Raw genomic sequence first — 13,447 nt, 5'->3', positions numbered from 1 at the left:
TATTCTTTGATTTTCATAGAGAGAAACTTGAAAAGATCGGAGCAATCCGGTCTTTTTATGGAGGATAGTAAATGGATTTAAATCAATTAGATATTATCATTTCAGATGTTCCCCAAGTCTGTGCTGACTTGGAGCGTATTTTGGATAAACAGGCAGACTATGTTGACCAAGGTTTTGCTCAGTTTACGATTGGCAGTCACTGTTTGATGTTGTCCCAAAATCATTTGGTTCCTTTGGAAAATTTTCAGTCAGGAATCATTATTCATATCGAGGTTGAGGATGTAGACCAGAACTACCAACGGTTGAAAGAGCTTGGTATCCAGGTTTTAAACGGTCCAGCTCTAACCGATTGGGGGACAGAGTCCTTATTAGTTAAAGGTCCTGCTGGTCTAGTGATTGATTTTTATCGTATAAAATAAGGCGCTTAGTCATTTGACGTTAACCTTAGCTATTTTTAAAACAGAAATTGAGAATAGGAACTATTGAAAGATCGGAGCAATCCGGTCTTTTTAATATAAAGAAATTGCATATAAATAACTGACAGCGCTTTCTTAAAATCTTATAATAAAAATATAACAGTAGAAAATGAAACTGATATGGAAAGGAGAAATATGATTAAACAGCTGTAGTAAGTGGATTTTCTTATTTCATTGGAACTTGGGATTGAAATATCTCCATGAATAGATAGTAGGAGGAAAGAGATGCAAAAAAAGGATATTTATCTAATCTGTGTGACCATGATTATCTGTTCAGTTATTATAGGACTGATTATAGGAAGTTTTATTTTGCATGGTCTTGAAGATATTGCAGCAATAATTAACCACGGCTTACTGACAATCAATCAGTCCATCCATTGATTGACAATAGCTATTCATTTTTACATTTTATGGATCAAACAGATCGGAGCAATCCGGTCTGTTTCTTATTACAAGACTGTGATAGTTTACATTTTTATAATAAAAGTCTTAAAGTCTTGCTTATTTTTGTATTAAATTATAAAATAGAAAGTATAAAAGAATAAAAGAGGTTTTGAAAATGTCTGAAAAACAAATGAAAGTGTTGGGGTGGGTAGCGACCTTTATGTCTGTTATGATGTATGTGTCTTACTTCCCACAAATCATGAATAATCTTGCCGGTCAAAAAGGCAACTTCATTCAACCCCTAGTCGCAGCTATCAACTGTAGTCTCTGGGTTTACTATGGTCTTTTCAAAAACGAAAGAGATATTCCACTTGCAGCTGCCAATGCACCGGGTATCGTTTTTGGTTTAGTAACGGCTATTACAGCTTTGATTTAAAAAGAAGACTGCTTTCAGTCTTTTTTTCGTACATGTGAGCAAGCTCAGGACATCATTATCCATATAGTTTCAAACTTTTTATCTCCTTTTTTAGTATAATAGAAGTAATAAATCAAGTGAGGTAAAGTGATGACAGAAAGACTAGAATTTCCAGATGGTTTCCTCTGGGGTGGTGCTACGGCAGCTAATCAATGTGAAGGTGCTTATAATTTAGACGGTCGTGGATTGGCCAACGTGGATGTTGTTCCAATCGGTCCTGACCGTGAAGCCATTATCACAGGTCAGAAAAAGATGTTTTCGTTTGAGGAGGGTTATTTTTACCCAGCCAAAGAAGCCATTGATATGTACCATCATTACAAGGAAGATATTGCTCTTTTTGCAGAAATGGGCTTTAAGACCTATCGGTTTTCCATTGCTTGGACTCGGATTTTTCCTAAGGGTGATGAATCGGAGCCAAATGAAGCTGGTCTAGCCTTTTATGAGGATTTGTTTAAGGAATGTCACAAGTATGGAATCCAACCTCTAGTGACTATCACGCATTTCGACTGTCCTATGCACTTGATTGAAAAATACGGTGGTTGGCGCAATCGTCGCATGTTAGACTTCTATGAAAAACTTTGTCGCACATTCTTTACCCGCTATAAGGGTTTGGTCAAATATTGGCTTACCTTCAACGAAATCAACATGATTCTCCATGCCCCCTTTATGGGAGCTGGGCTCTGTTTTGAAGAAGGAGAAAATCAAGAACAGGTTAAATACCAAGCGGCTCACCATGAGTTGGTGGCTTCAGCCCTTGCGACGAAAATTGCCCACGAAATTGACCCAGAAAACAAGGTTGGATGTATGTTGGCAGCAGGGCAATACTATCCCAACACAGCCCATCCGAGAGACTACTGGGCAGCCATGGAGGAAGAACGCAAGAGTTACTTCTTCATTGACGTTCAAGCGCGTGGGGAATACCCAAATTATGCCAAGAAGCAGTGGGAACGTGAAGGAATTGAGCTTGAAATGACCACAGAAGATTTAGATTTGTTAAAGAATCACACTGTTGACTTTGTTTCCTTCTCTTACTATGCAAGTCGAGTAGCCTCAGGAGATCCAGAAGTGAGGGATCTGACCGCTGGAAATGTCTTTGCCTCTATCAAAAATCCTTATCTCGAATCATCAGAATGGGGGTGGCAGATTGACCCACTTGGTCTTCGTATCACCCTCAATGCCATCTGGGATCGTTATCAAAAGCCTATGTTTATCGTGGAAAACGGTCTCGGTGCTATGGATACGCCAGATGAGAATGGTTATGTAGCAGATGACTATCGGATTGCTTACTTAGAGGCTCATATCAAGGCCATGCGAGATGCTATTTACAACGATGGAGTTGACTTGCTTGGTTATACGACTTGGGGCTGTATCGATCTGGTTTCAGCTGGAACAGGCGAAATGAATAAGCGCTATGGCTTTATCTATGTAGATCGAGATAATGCAGGAAATGGGACTCTCAAACGGAGCAAGAAGAAATCCTTCTACTGGTATAAGGATGTCATTGCCAGCAATGGTGCAAGTATTAAGTAGAGCACATTTGTTTACTATTTTTATAAAATCTTCTCCCTACTTTATAAGATGTGAAAAAGAGTTCAATTGAAACTCTTTTTTTGCTATAATGAAAGGAGAAAACAGACAGGAGATTGACATGTCAGAACCATTATTTTTACAATCAGTTATGCAAGAAAAAATTTGGGGTGGAACCAAGCTACGTGATGAGTTTGGCTACGACATCCCAAGAGAAAAAATAGGGGAATACTGGGCCATCTCAGCTCATCCAAATGGAGTTTCAAAGGTGGCAAATGGTCGTTACGAGGGAACAGACCTAGCAACTTTGTATGCAGAACACCGTGAATTGTTTGGCAATCGTCCAGAACCTGTATTTCCGCTTTTGACCAAAATCCTCGATGCCAACGACTGGCTCAGCGTCCAAGTTCACCCAGACGATGCTTACGGACTCGAGCATGAAGGCGAACTTGGAAAAACAGAATGCTGGTACATCATCGCTGCGGATGAAGGTTCAGAGATTATCTACGGTCACAATGCCAAGTCAAAAGAAGAACTCCGTCAGCAAATTGAGGACAAGAATTGGGATGCTTTGTTGACAAAAGTACCAGTTAAAGCTGGAGATTTCTTCTATGTGCCAAGTGGCACCATGCATGCTATCGGTGCAGGTATTTTAATCCTTGAAACACAACAATCTAGTGACACAACCTACCGTGTCTATGACTTTGACCGTAGGGATGATAATGGCAACTTGCGTGAGCTTCATCTTGAAAAATCCATTGATGTCTTGAACATTGGTGAGCCTGCAAATAGCCGTCCTGTAACTGTCAAAGCTGATGATTTATGCTCAACTCTCCTTGTATCCAATGATTTTTTTGCAGTTTACAAGTGGGAAATTACTGGAAAAGTTGACTTCGAAAAGACAGCTGATTACAGCTTATTCAGTGTCTTAGCTGGTCAAGGTCAGCTAACTGCTGATGGAAAAAACTATTCAATTCAAAAAGGTAGCCACTTTATCCTACCTAGTGATGTTGAGGCTTGGACTCTGGAAGGGAAAGGTTTGGAATTGATTGTTAGCCATCCATAAAAAAGAAAGGGCCTGAGTTTACTACTCAAGTCCTTTTTGATTACATAAATTGGGCGATGAAGACCACGATGATGATGATTGGAATGATGAAACGAAGAAGGAAGAGCCAGACTTGGAAAAGTCCTTGTTTCCATGCCGTTTCATCGAGATGGAGTTCCTCCATTGCAAGAGCCTTTTTAAAGATATAGCCTGTAAAAAGTGAAAGGCAGAGAGCTCCAAATGGCATGAGGAGATTGGAAACCAAGAAGTCCATAGCGTCAAAGAAGGTCTTCCCAAAGATGTGAGCATCCGCCATAACACCGTAAGATAGGGCTGAAGGAATTCCAAAGACAAAGGTCAAAATTCCTAAAATAACACTCCATTTAGCACGCTTGCTGTTGTCCTGATTGGTGATATTGCCCACATTGATTTCCAGCATAACAACGGAAGAAGTGACCGTCGCAAAGAGGAAGAGCAAGAGGAAGAGGATGTAGAAAATGGTTCCAAAAGGCATCTTGTCAAAGAGTTGAGGCAAGACGATAAAGAGCAGGCTCGGTCCCCCTTCAGACTGGATATTGAAGGCTGACATGGCTGGGAAAATAGCTAGCCCTGCCATGATGGATACCGAGATATTCATGGCTACGATGGAGATTCCTGATTGGACCAGATTGGTTTTCTTATCCAAATAAGAAGCATAGGTCAGCATGGCTGTAACCCCTAGTGAGAGGGCAAAGAAAGATTGTCCCAGAGCATAGAGGAGGCCAGCACTGGTCAGTTTTGAAAAGTCTGGTTTGAGGAAGTAAAGAACCCCTTCCATGGCATTTGGCAAACTGAGAGAACGACCGATGATGACGACAAAGATGATAAAGAGCAGGGGCATCATGACTTTCGAAGCTCTTTCAATCCCTTTTTGAACCCCACGTGATACAATGAAGATATTCAATAAGATAAAGGCTACTTGAGCTCCAAGCGCAATGGCTGGATTTGAAATGATTGAAGTAAATAACTGAGCATAATCATCCGTTCCGCTAAGTTGGAACAATTTTCCAAACTCAATGCCTAGATAGACTAAAATCCATCCCCCAATAACACTGTAGAAAGAGAGAAGGATAAAAAGGGCAAAGGCACCAATCCAACCGATAAAGTTGTACTTGCTATTCTTGCCCAGTTTTCCAAAGGTTTTGATAGCTGAGACACCAGCGCTTCGGCCGAGGGCAAATTCTGCAAGCAAAAGAGGGAAACCGATTAGAATAGTGGAGATGAGAAAGACTAGTAAAAAGCCTCCTCCACCGTTAGCAGCAGTCATATAAGGGAATTTCCAAACGGCACCAAGTCCGATGGCTGAACCAGCAGATGCTAGGATAAAGCCCAGTTTAGAACCCCATTGCGATTTTTCAGACATAGTTAAACTCCTAAAATTAGTGTTACAAAAGAAAAAGCTACTGCCCTTGGCAAATAGCCTCATCAGTACTCAAAGTGAGTGTTTCTTTTGATTGATAGACTTGACTATCCTATCATGTTTTCTAAGGTCTGTCAAGAAAACCATTTTCATGTTATGATAAAGTAAAAAATTTCGCAAAAACGCTTGACTCTGACCTAAGGGGAGGGGTTATACTATCAATGTAATACTCTTCGAAAATCTCTTCAAACCGCGTCAGCGTCGCCTTGGATTATATATGTGACTGACTTCGTCAGTCTTATCTACAACCTCAAAGCAGTGCTTTGAGCAACCCGCGGATAGCTTTCTAGTTTGCTATTTGATTTTCATTGAGTATAAGGAGGAAATCATGTACCATATAAAAGAAGCTGCGCAGCTTTCGGGCGTCTCTGTCAAGACCCTGCACCACTATGACAAGATAGGACTCTTAGTTCCTTTAAAGTCAGAAAACGGTTATCGAATCTACAGTAAAGAAGATTTGGAACGTCTTCAGGTCATTCTTTACTATAAATATCTAGGCTTTTCCTTAGAAAAAATAGCAGAGCTATTAAAGGGAGATAGATCAGATTTGTTGCCTCACTTGACCAGACAGTTGGACTATTTGACTCGAGAAAGGGAACATCTGGATACCTTGATTTCAACCTTGCAAAAAACCATTCAAGAACAAAAAGGAGAAAGAGAAATGAGCATTCAAGAGAAATTCGCTGGATTTAACTACCAAGATCATCAAAAATACCACCAAGAGGCGGTAGAGAAATATGGTCAAGAAGTCATGGACCAAGCGCTGGAGCGCCAGAAAGGTCACGAAGACGAAGCTACGGCTGCCTTCAACCAAGTTTTTCGAGCCTTGTCACAAAATCTTCAAGCTGGTATACCTGTAACAGCAACAGAAAACCAAGAAGAAGCTGCTAAACTCTTGCAAGCCATCCGTACTTATGGATTTGACTGCTCTATTGAGGTATTCGGTCATATCGGTAAAGGCTACGTCTACAACCCAGAATTTAAGGAAAACATTGACAAATTTGGTACTGGAACAGCCCAGTACACATCAGATGTGATTGCCCACTATGTCCAAACTCAGACAAAATAAAATCGGAGGAGTATTCTTCCGATTTTTACTAAATTCAAGTACTACTTGCTTAATAATTTTTCTACTACATTTAGTTTTCGCATTGTCAAATCTACATTAAAAAGCTTTTCAAGATAGTTGGTATGGAGTTTCTTTTGTTTTGCAGTTCTAGGGAGATAGAGGTAAAGACAATGGTTACCGATACAAATTTCTTCTTCACCGTAATCGATTTTCAATTTGTCTAAAGGGAGGCTTTGAATAGATTCTTGATAAAAAATCACGTGTATACGGTCATAAAGATAGTGTTCTCCAAACGGGTTTTCTTGGACAATGTTTTCAAAATCATCCTTATTCTTAATGATTATTTTGAGATTGGCTCCAATCTTTTCCTTTATTAGAGTATGAACCTGTTCTCGTATTTCTTCGAGAGCTAAGTTACTTTCAAGAATAATATTTCCACTTTGAATATAGGTTCGAACTTGTTGAAAACCGGCTTCTGTTAAGATATCTACTAGATAAGACATTTTAGGGATAGCATTTTTTCCATTAGGAGTAACTCCCCTTAACAAGATAATATGTTCCAAAGGACTTCCTTTCTTTTGGGGCTGATTTAGCCATTAAATAATTCAGATTTAGATTGGGTTTGATCCCGCCACCCAACCAGTACAGAGGGCAGAAGTGATGTTAAACCCACCCGTGTGGGCATTGATATCCATGACCTCGCCAGCAAAGTGGAGTCCAGGTACCAGCTTACTTTCTAGAGTTTTGGGATTGATTTCCTTGAGACTGACGCCCCCTTTGGTAACAAAGGACTTGGCAAGAGACATTTTACCAGTTACAGGAATTTTAAGTCCTTTAATGGACTGGACAAGTTGTTCTCGTTCTTTTTCAGTAAGCTGTTTGACTTTTTCTGGATAGCCTTGTACAAAAAATTCTGCCAAACGCTCAGGTAATAAAGTTCTTAAAGCGTTTTTCAAGGATTTTTCACGATTTTCTTCTAGGAATACCGCCAAGTCCTTTTCAGAAAGTTGAGGCAAAACATCCAGTGAGAGAACCTCCCCACCCTTTACAAAACTAGACATACGCAGGGCAGCAGGGCCTGACAAACCAAAGTGGGTAAAGAGTAAATCGTGAGTGATGACATGTTTGCCATAACTTAGGGTCACATCGTCCAGTGAAATTCCTTGAAGCGCCTTGTGTGGAAAATCTGTCAACAAAGGACTTTCAGCTGCTTCAAGCTCGGTAATGGTGTGTTTAAAATGACGGGCAATCTCGTGACCGAACCCAGTCGAACCAGTAGAAGGATAGGATTTACCACCAGTTGTGACAATGAGTTTATCGCAAGTGAAGGTTTGGTCTGCGGACTTAAGGACAAACTGGTTGTCGATTTTTTTAACCGAAACAATTTCGGTTTGAGTAGCAACTTGGCCACCTAGCTCAGTGATTTTCTTTTCTAAAGCTTCGATAATGGTACGAGACTTGTCACTAGCAGGAAAGACGCGTCCGTGGTCTTCGACCTTAAGTTTAACACCATTTTCTGTAAAAAAGTTAATGATATCATGGTTATCAAACTGGGAGAAGACACTGTAGAGAAAGCGTCCGTTCCCAGGGATTCCAGCTAGTAGGTCGTCCAAGCTACCATTGTTGGTCACATTGCAACGTCCTCCACCAGTCCCAGCCAATTTTTTCCCAAGTTTCCGATTTTTTTCGATGAGGAGGGTTTTCTGACCATAAAAGCTACTGGAAATCGTAGCCATCATGCCAGCAGGTCCTCCACCGATGACAATAGTATCAAAATGTTTCATAGCTCTATTGTACCACAAAAAAACAAGAGATGAAGTCACCTCTTGTCAAGAATGCAATTAATCAATTTCATATCCCATCAGCAGACCGCCATCTTCTGCATAGAAACTGCAGAGACCAGATGTTGGGAGAATTTTAATATCCGCCTGTGGGAAATTTTCACGGATTCGGTCTGAAAGCTGTTGGCAACATTTTTCGTTATTGCGTTGAGCCATGACAATACGACCGCCAGCATATCCTGCTTTTACTAACTCATCATAGGCGGCTTGAACTGATTTCTTTGGTCCTCGTGCTTTTTGTAGCAATTCGAGGGTTCCAGTTTCACTAGCTTCTCCGACCATACGGATATTTAGAAGGCCAACGACCGTACCGATAAGCTTGCTCAAACGGCCGTTCTTCACCAAGTTATCGACTTTAGCTAGGACAAAGAGCAACTTGGTTTTTTCTTGATAGGCGGTGATAGCTTCAACCACTTCTTCAAAAGACAAGCCCTGGTCAATCAAATCATTCAATTTTTCTACGAGCAAGTCAACTTCCCCACCAGCAGACAAACTATCAATTACATGAATCTTAGTATCAGGATGTTCTTCCAGATAAATATTCTTAGCTAGTTGAGCACTATTGTGACTGCCAGAAAGAGTACCAGTGATGGTTACTAGGAAAATGTTTTTGGCTCCTTCAAATGCTCGCAAATAATCATCTGGGCTTGGACAAGCTGATTTTGAAGCTTCTGCAGTTGCATACATGGTTTCCATCATTTGGTCAATGTCAAGACTGGCATCATCAACAAAGACCTGATCAGCTACTTGAATGGTTAAGGGAACACTCACAAAGGTCGTATCAATAGCTGGTGTTGCCAGCTGACGATAATCACAACCAGAGTCAGCAATAATCTTCCAAGTCATAGAAATTCTCCATCTTTGTCAGTTATACATTGACAAAGGTTCTGTCTTTTTTTACAATTATATCATGAAAGCCCTTGAAACAAAAGCCTCATCCATCTGTTGTGACAAGTAGAAAGAAAATGTTATGTCTGAACGTAGAATCTCTGAAAAGTCTCTTGAAAATCTCAGAAAATCAAACCAAGAATCGAATTTATTAACTAGAGAAGCCATCGAAACAGCCCTCTTGCAGCTCTTGGAAAAAAAGGACCTGACCAAGATTAGTATTTCTGAATTGGTCAAACGTGCAGGCGTTTCGCGTGCGGCCTTTTACCGCAATTATGATTCCAAAGAGGAGATTTTAGAAAGTGTCTTTAAACGAACTGTCCACAATATTATGGAACAGTTGCATCATTATGATTTAAAGACAGACCTTTATCTGGTCTGGGTTCACCTTTTCCGAGAGGCCAGAAAGGAAGCCAGAGTGATTCAACTGGCCTTGGATTACCATCTGGAAAAAATCTTTGTCCAAGCCATGCAGGAGTTTCTGGAAAAATACCATGGAAAATCAAAAGGTGTCAGCTCTTATCTTCATTCCTTCTGGAGCTCGGCTATCGTCTCTGTCCTTCTAAAATGGATTAAGGATGGCATGAAGGTACCTGCTGAAAAGATTGCAGATTTACGGTTACCATTTTTTAAAAAATAGAGAAAAAGGAGAAGAGATATGACTGAAAAAAGACTGGCCTGGGATGAGTATTTTGCAGCCCAAGCATTACTAATTGCCAATCGTTCCACTTGTAAACGCGCTAAAGTGGGTGCAATTCTGGTTAAGGATAATAAGGTGATTTCCACTGGTTACAATGGTTCGGTGTCAGGTACCGAGCATTGTATTGACCACGAATGTCTGGTCATTGAAGGTCACTGTGTTCGCACCCTTCACGCTGAGGTCAATGCTATCCTTCAAGGTGCAGAACGTGGTGTTCCTAAAGGCTTTACAGCCTATGTAACCCATTTTCCTTGTCTCAACTGTACAAAACAATTGCTTCAGGTCGGTTGTAAGCGTGTGGTTTATATCAACCAGTACCGAATGGATGACTACGCCCAATACCTCTATCAAGAAAAGGGAACAGAATTGACTCATTTACCACTTGAGACCGTACAGACAGCTCTTAAAGAGGCTGATCTAATGTAAAAAATATCAAAAATAAATGGTTTAGAAAGATTTTTAAACCGTTTTTTGGTATAATAAGAAGAATAAATTGAAAGAAGGAATTCCAAAAATGGGAAAAATTGAAGTTATTAATCACCCGCTGATTCAACACAAATTGTCAATCTTGCGTCGTACAGATACTTCCACAAAAGCTTTTCGTGAGCTAGTAGATGAGATTGCAATGTTGATGGGGTATGAAGTACTTCGTGATCTTCCACTAGAAGATGTGGAAATCGAAACACCAATTACAAAAACAGTTCAAAAACAATTGGTAGGTAAGAAATTGGCCATCGTTCCAATCTTGCGCGCAGGTATCGGGATGGTCGATGGACTCTTGAGCTTGGTTCCAGCTGCTAAGGTTGGTCACATCGGTATGTACCGTGATGAAGAAACGCTTCAACCAGTTGAGTATTTGGTGAAATTGCCTGAAGATATTGACCAACGTCAAATTTTTGTCGTAGACCCAATGTTGGCAACAGGTGGTTCAGCAATCTTGGCTGTTGATTCTCTTAAAAAACGTGGCGCATCAAATATCAAATTTGTCTGCCTTGTATCTGCTCCAGAAGGTGTAAAAGCCCTTCAAGAAGCTCATCCAGATGTAGAAATCTTTACAGCAGCCTTGGATGAACGTTTGAACGAACACGGTTATATCGTTCCAGGTCTTGGAGATGCTGGAGACCGCTTGTTCGGTACAAAATAAAATTAAAAAGAGATTGACTTGGAAAAGAAGTTCCAGTCACGAAAGGAGGTTGAATTTTTGTTTCTGTCTAATGAAAACAGAGCAAAAATTTGACCTTTTTTGACCAAGATATTATAATAGTCTTATCTTCAGTCATTTGACCAACAAAATTAAAACTCAAAAGGAGAAATAAATGATTCCTGTAGTTATTGAACAAACAAGCCGTGGAGAACGTTCATACGATATTTACTCACGTCTTCTCAAAGACCGCATCATTATGCTGACAGGTCCAGTTGAAGACAACATGGCCAACTCTGTTATTGCCCAATTGCTTTTCTTAGATGCCCAAGATAGTACAAAAGATATTTACCTTTATGTCAATACACCTGGTGGTTCTGTATCAGCTGGTTTGGCAATCGTTGATACCATGAACTTTATCAAGGCAGATGTCCAAACCATCGTTATGGGAATGGCTGCATCTATGGGTACAGTCATTGCATCAAGTGGAGCAAAAGGCAAACGTTTCATGCTTCCAAATGCAGAGTATATGATTCACCAACCAATGGGTGGTACAGGTGGTGGTACCCAACAAACTGATATGGCTATCGCTGCAGAACACTTGCTTAAAACTCGTAACACCTTGGAAAAAATCTTGGCTGAAAATTCAGGTCAGTCAATCGAAAAAGTTCACGCAGATGCAGAACGCGATAACTGGATGAGTGCCCAAGAAACACTTGAATATGGCTTTATTGATGAAATCATGGCCAACAATTCATTGAACTAATAATCAAAGGAGGCAAACTCGACTGGGTTTGCTTTTTTTGGTATAATAGGGAGAGATTTCTTAGAAAGAGGATTTACCATGTTTGAAAAAGTCAATCGATCTGGCTTGATTATCTATCTTTACTATAATCGTGATGCCAAAAAACTGCAGGATTATGGAGATATTACCTATCATTCCAAGAAACATCGTTACTTACAACTCTATGTTCCAACTCAAGAAATGGAGCAATTAGTCGGGCGCTTGGGCAAGGAAAAGTTTATCAAAAAAGTCAGAGTTTGTCATATCCAAGAGCTGGAAACACCCTTTGTGGGCAATCTTTATCGAGAGGAAAACGTTATCAGATAAAAATTTAAAGAAAAGTGTTGACAATTTTCTGATAATTCGGTATATTCTTAACAGACTATTTAAGAAATAAGGAGACAAAAAAGATGAAGAAAAAATTTGCCCTATCCTTTGTGGCGCTTGCAAGTGTAGCACTTCTTGCAGCCTGTGGAGAAGTGAAGTCTGGAGCAGTTAACACTGCTGGTAACTCAGTAGAGGAAAAGACAATTAAAATCGGATTTAACTTCGAAGAAACTGGTGCCGTAGCTGCCTACGGAACATCTGAACAAAAAGGTGCCCAATTGGCTGTTGACGAAATCAATGCCGCAGGTGGTATCGATGGAAAACAAATCGAAGTAGTCGATAAAGATAACAAGTCTGAAACAGCAGAGGCTGCTTCAGTAACAACTAACCTTGTAACTCAATCTAAAGTATCAGCAATCGTAGGACCTGCGACATCTGGTGCAACTGCAGCTGCGGTAGCGAATGCTACAAAAGCAGGTGTTCCATTGATCTCACCAAGTGCGACGCAAGATGGGTTGACTAAAGGTCAAGATTACCTCTTTATCGGAACTTTTCAAGATAGCTTCCAAGGAAAAATTATCTCAAACTATGTTTCTGAAAAATTAAATGCTAAGAAAGTGGTTCTTTACACTGACAATGCCAGTGACTATGCTAAAGGGATTGCTAAATCTTTCCGAGAATCCTACAAGGGTGAAATCGTTGCAGATGAAACTTTCGTAGCAGGTGACACAGACTTCCAAGCAGCCCTTACAAAAATGAAAGGGAAAGACTTTGATGCTATCATCGTCCCTGGTTACTACACTGAAGCTGGTAAAATTGTAAACCAAGCGCGTGGTATGGGAATTGACAAACCAATCGTTGGTGGTGATGGATTCAACGGTGAAGAGTTTGTACAACAAGCAACTGCTGAAAAAGCATCAAACATCTACTTTATCTCAGGCTTCTCAACTACTGTAGAAGTTTCAGCTAAAGCAAAAGCCTTCCTTGATGCATACCGTGCTAAGTACAATGAAGAGCCTTCAACATTTGCAGCCTTGGCTTATGACTCAGTTCACCTTGTAGCAAATGCAGCAAAAGGTGCTAAAAACTCTGGTGAAATCAAGGATAACCTTGCTAAAACAAAAGATTTTGAAGGTGTAACTGGTCAAACAAGCTTCGATGCAGACCACAACACAGTCAAAACTGCTTACATGATGACCATGAACAATGGTAAGGTTGAAGCAGCAGAAGTTGTAAAACCATAATAGAAAAATGTTGAAATAGGGAATGAGCCTCGGACTCACTCCCTGTTTCGATGTTTAAGAACCTATCAAAAGTGAGGGGCAACCCTC

At 40.3% G+C, this 13,447-nt stretch carries 16 protein-coding genes; 12 read left to right on the top strand and 4 right to left on the bottom strand.

Annotated features, from left to right (window positions below; translation table 11 throughout):
- Nucleotides 1-71 precede the first annotated feature (71 nt).
- From AC6I9F_RS07155 to manA, 5 genes are all read left to right on the top strand, one after another.
- Complete coding sequence (locus AC6I9F_RS07155) at nt 72-419, top strand: VOC family protein (protein WP_498021338.1); 348 nt, start codon at nt 72-74, stop codon at nt 417-419.
- A gap of 282 nt (nt 420-701) precedes the next feature.
- Nucleotides 702-857 carry a hypothetical protein gene (locus AC6I9F_RS07150; protein ID WP_173233699.1) on the top strand — a complete coding sequence of 52 codons (156 nt, stop codon included), beginning with the start codon at nt 702-704 and terminating at the stop codon, nt 855-857.
- Between the two features lie 178 nt (nt 858-1,035).
- Entirely contained in the window at nt 1,036-1,296 is a 261-nt protein-coding gene (locus AC6I9F_RS07145) for a SemiSWEET family transporter (protein WP_498021336.1), read from the top strand.
- 129 nt (nt 1,297-1,425) lie between these two features.
- Nucleotides 1,426-2,865: a 6-phospho-beta-glucosidase gene (locus AC6I9F_RS07140; protein ID WP_498021334.1), complete on the top strand. Its 1,440-nt coding sequence runs from the start codon at nt 1,426-1,428 to the stop codon at nt 2,863-2,865.
- A gap of 118 nt (nt 2,866-2,983) precedes the next feature.
- Entirely contained in the window at nt 2,984-3,928 is a 945-nt protein-coding gene (gene manA, locus AC6I9F_RS07135; RefSeq protein WP_498021332.1) for a mannose-6-phosphate isomerase, class I, read from the top strand.
- A gap of 40 nt (nt 3,929-3,968) precedes the next feature.
- Here manA and AC6I9F_RS07130 read toward each other — a convergent pair whose 3' ends face one another.
- Nucleotides 3,969-5,309, bottom strand: coding sequence for a sodium-dependent transporter (locus AC6I9F_RS07130; RefSeq protein ID WP_498021330.1), 1,341 nt, complete (start codon nt 5,307-5,309; stop codon nt 3,969-3,971).
- 385 nt (nt 5,310-5,694) lie between these two features.
- Between AC6I9F_RS07130 and AC6I9F_RS07125 the strand changes: the two genes are divergently transcribed.
- Nucleotides 5,695-6,435 carry a MerR family transcriptional regulator gene (locus AC6I9F_RS07125; RefSeq protein ID WP_498021328.1) on the top strand — a complete coding sequence of 247 codons (741 nt, stop codon included), beginning with the start codon at nt 5,695-5,697 and terminating at the stop codon, nt 6,433-6,435.
- Between the two features lie 41 nt (nt 6,436-6,476).
- On the opposite strand, the gene AC6I9F_RS07120 is transcribed toward AC6I9F_RS07125, so the two are convergent.
- Genes AC6I9F_RS07120 through AC6I9F_RS07110 form a run of 3 tightly spaced genes read right to left on the bottom strand, consistent with a single transcriptional unit; the run spans nt 6,477 to nt 9,122 of the window.
- Nucleotides 6,477-6,998, bottom strand: coding sequence for a DUF1697 domain-containing protein (locus AC6I9F_RS07120; protein WP_498021326.1), 522 nt, complete (start codon nt 6,996-6,998; stop codon nt 6,477-6,479).
- A 48-nt stretch (nt 6,999-7,046) separates the two neighbouring features.
- Complete coding sequence (gene aao, locus AC6I9F_RS07115; protein ID WP_498021324.1) at nt 7,047-8,219, bottom strand: aminoacetone oxidase; 1,173 nt, start codon at nt 8,217-8,219, stop codon at nt 7,047-7,049.
- Nucleotides 8,220-8,276: 57 nt separating this feature from the next.
- Complete coding sequence (locus tag AC6I9F_RS07110) at nt 8,277-9,122, bottom strand: DegV family protein (protein WP_498021322.1); 846 nt, start codon at nt 9,120-9,122, stop codon at nt 8,277-8,279.
- A gap of 124 nt (nt 9,123-9,246) precedes the next feature.
- Between AC6I9F_RS07110 and AC6I9F_RS07105 the strand changes: the two genes are divergently transcribed.
- The 6 genes from AC6I9F_RS07105 to AC6I9F_RS07080 all read left to right on the top strand — a co-directional run bounded on the left by AC6I9F_RS07105 (nt 9,247) and on the right by AC6I9F_RS07080 (nt 13,360).
- Complete coding sequence (locus AC6I9F_RS07105; protein ID WP_000004136.1) at nt 9,247-9,804, top strand: TetR/AcrR family transcriptional regulator; 558 nt, start codon at nt 9,247-9,249, stop codon at nt 9,802-9,804.
- Nucleotides 9,805-9,822: 18 nt separating this feature from the next.
- On the top strand, nt 9,823-10,290 hold the full coding sequence (locus AC6I9F_RS07100) for a deoxycytidylate deaminase (protein ID WP_000136976.1): 468 nt from the start codon (nt 9,823-9,825) through the stop codon (nt 10,288-10,290).
- Nucleotides 10,291-10,378: 88 nt separating this feature from the next.
- Entirely contained in the window at nt 10,379-11,008 is a 630-nt protein-coding gene (gene upp, locus AC6I9F_RS07095) for a uracil phosphoribosyltransferase (protein ID WP_054370555.1), read from the top strand.
- A gap of 172 nt (nt 11,009-11,180) precedes the next feature.
- Nucleotides 11,181-11,771, top strand: coding sequence for an ATP-dependent Clp protease proteolytic subunit ClpP (gene clpP, locus AC6I9F_RS07090; protein WP_000613475.1), 591 nt, complete (start codon nt 11,181-11,183; stop codon nt 11,769-11,771).
- Nucleotides 11,772-11,849: 78 nt separating this feature from the next.
- Nucleotides 11,850-12,116, top strand: a complete 267-nt coding sequence (locus AC6I9F_RS07085) for a YlbG family protein (protein WP_050236911.1) — start codon at nt 11,850-11,852, stop codon at nt 12,114-12,116.
- A gap of 83 nt (nt 12,117-12,199) precedes the next feature.
- The gene (locus AC6I9F_RS07080; protein WP_138700164.1) at nt 12,200-13,360 is read left to right on the top strand and encodes an ABC transporter substrate-binding protein; all 1,161 of its coding nucleotides are present in this window, start codon (nt 12,200-12,202) and stop codon (nt 13,358-13,360) included.
- Nucleotides 13,361-13,447 lie beyond the last annotated feature (87 nt).

It is taken from the genome of Streptococcus nakanonensis (assembly GCF_059738785.1).
Note: the sequence above shows the minus strand (reverse complement) of the source record. Positions and strands in the feature narration are given on the sequence as shown.

Excerpts from the sequence above, each read along its gene's own strand:
- AC6I9F_RS07100 (WP_000136976.1), top strand. The coding sequence starts at position 9,823 with ATGACTGAAAAAAGACTGGCCTGGGATGAGTATTTTGCAGCCCAAGCA.
- upp (WP_054370555.1), top strand. The coding sequence starts at position 10,379 with ATGGGAAAAATTGAAGTTATTAATCACCCGCTGATTCAACACAAATTG.
- AC6I9F_RS07140 (WP_498021334.1), top strand. The coding sequence starts at position 1,426 with ATGACAGAAAGACTAGAATTTCCAGATGGTTTCCTCTGGGGTGGTGCT.
- AC6I9F_RS07125 (WP_498021328.1), top strand. The coding sequence starts at position 5,695 with ATGTACCATATAAAAGAAGCTGCGCAGCTTTCGGGCGTCTCTGTCAAG.
- AC6I9F_RS07150 (WP_173233699.1), top strand. The coding sequence starts at position 702 with ATGCAAAAAAAGGATATTTATCTAATCTGTGTGACCATGATTATCTGT.
- clpP (WP_000613475.1), top strand. The coding sequence starts at position 11,181 with ATGATTCCTGTAGTTATTGAACAAACAAGCCGTGGAGAACGTTCATAC.
- AC6I9F_RS07110 (WP_498021322.1), bottom strand. The coding sequence starts at position 9,122 with ATGACTTGGAAGATTATTGCTGACTCTGGTTGTGATTATCGTCAGCTG.
- manA (WP_498021332.1), top strand. The coding sequence starts at position 2,984 with ATGTCAGAACCATTATTTTTACAATCAGTTATGCAAGAAAAAATTTGG.
- AC6I9F_RS07105 (WP_000004136.1), top strand. The coding sequence starts at position 9,247 with ATGTCTGAACGTAGAATCTCTGAAAAGTCTCTTGAAAATCTCAGAAAA.
- AC6I9F_RS07085 (WP_050236911.1), top strand. The coding sequence starts at position 11,850 with ATGTTTGAAAAAGTCAATCGATCTGGCTTGATTATCTATCTTTACTAT.
- AC6I9F_RS07145 (WP_498021336.1), top strand. The coding sequence starts at position 1,036 with ATGTCTGAAAAACAAATGAAAGTGTTGGGGTGGGTAGCGACCTTTATG.
- AC6I9F_RS07155 (WP_498021338.1), top strand. The coding sequence starts at position 72 with ATGGATTTAAATCAATTAGATATTATCATTTCAGATGTTCCCCAAGTC.
- AC6I9F_RS07130 (WP_498021330.1), bottom strand. The coding sequence starts at position 5,309 with ATGTCTGAAAAATCGCAATGGGGTTCTAAACTGGGCTTTATCCTAGCA.
- AC6I9F_RS07080 (WP_138700164.1), top strand. The coding sequence starts at position 12,200 with ATGAAGAAAAAATTTGCCCTATCCTTTGTGGCGCTTGCAAGTGTAGCA.
- aao (WP_498021324.1), bottom strand. The coding sequence starts at position 8,219 with ATGAAACATTTTGATACTATTGTCATCGGTGGAGGACCTGCTGGCATG.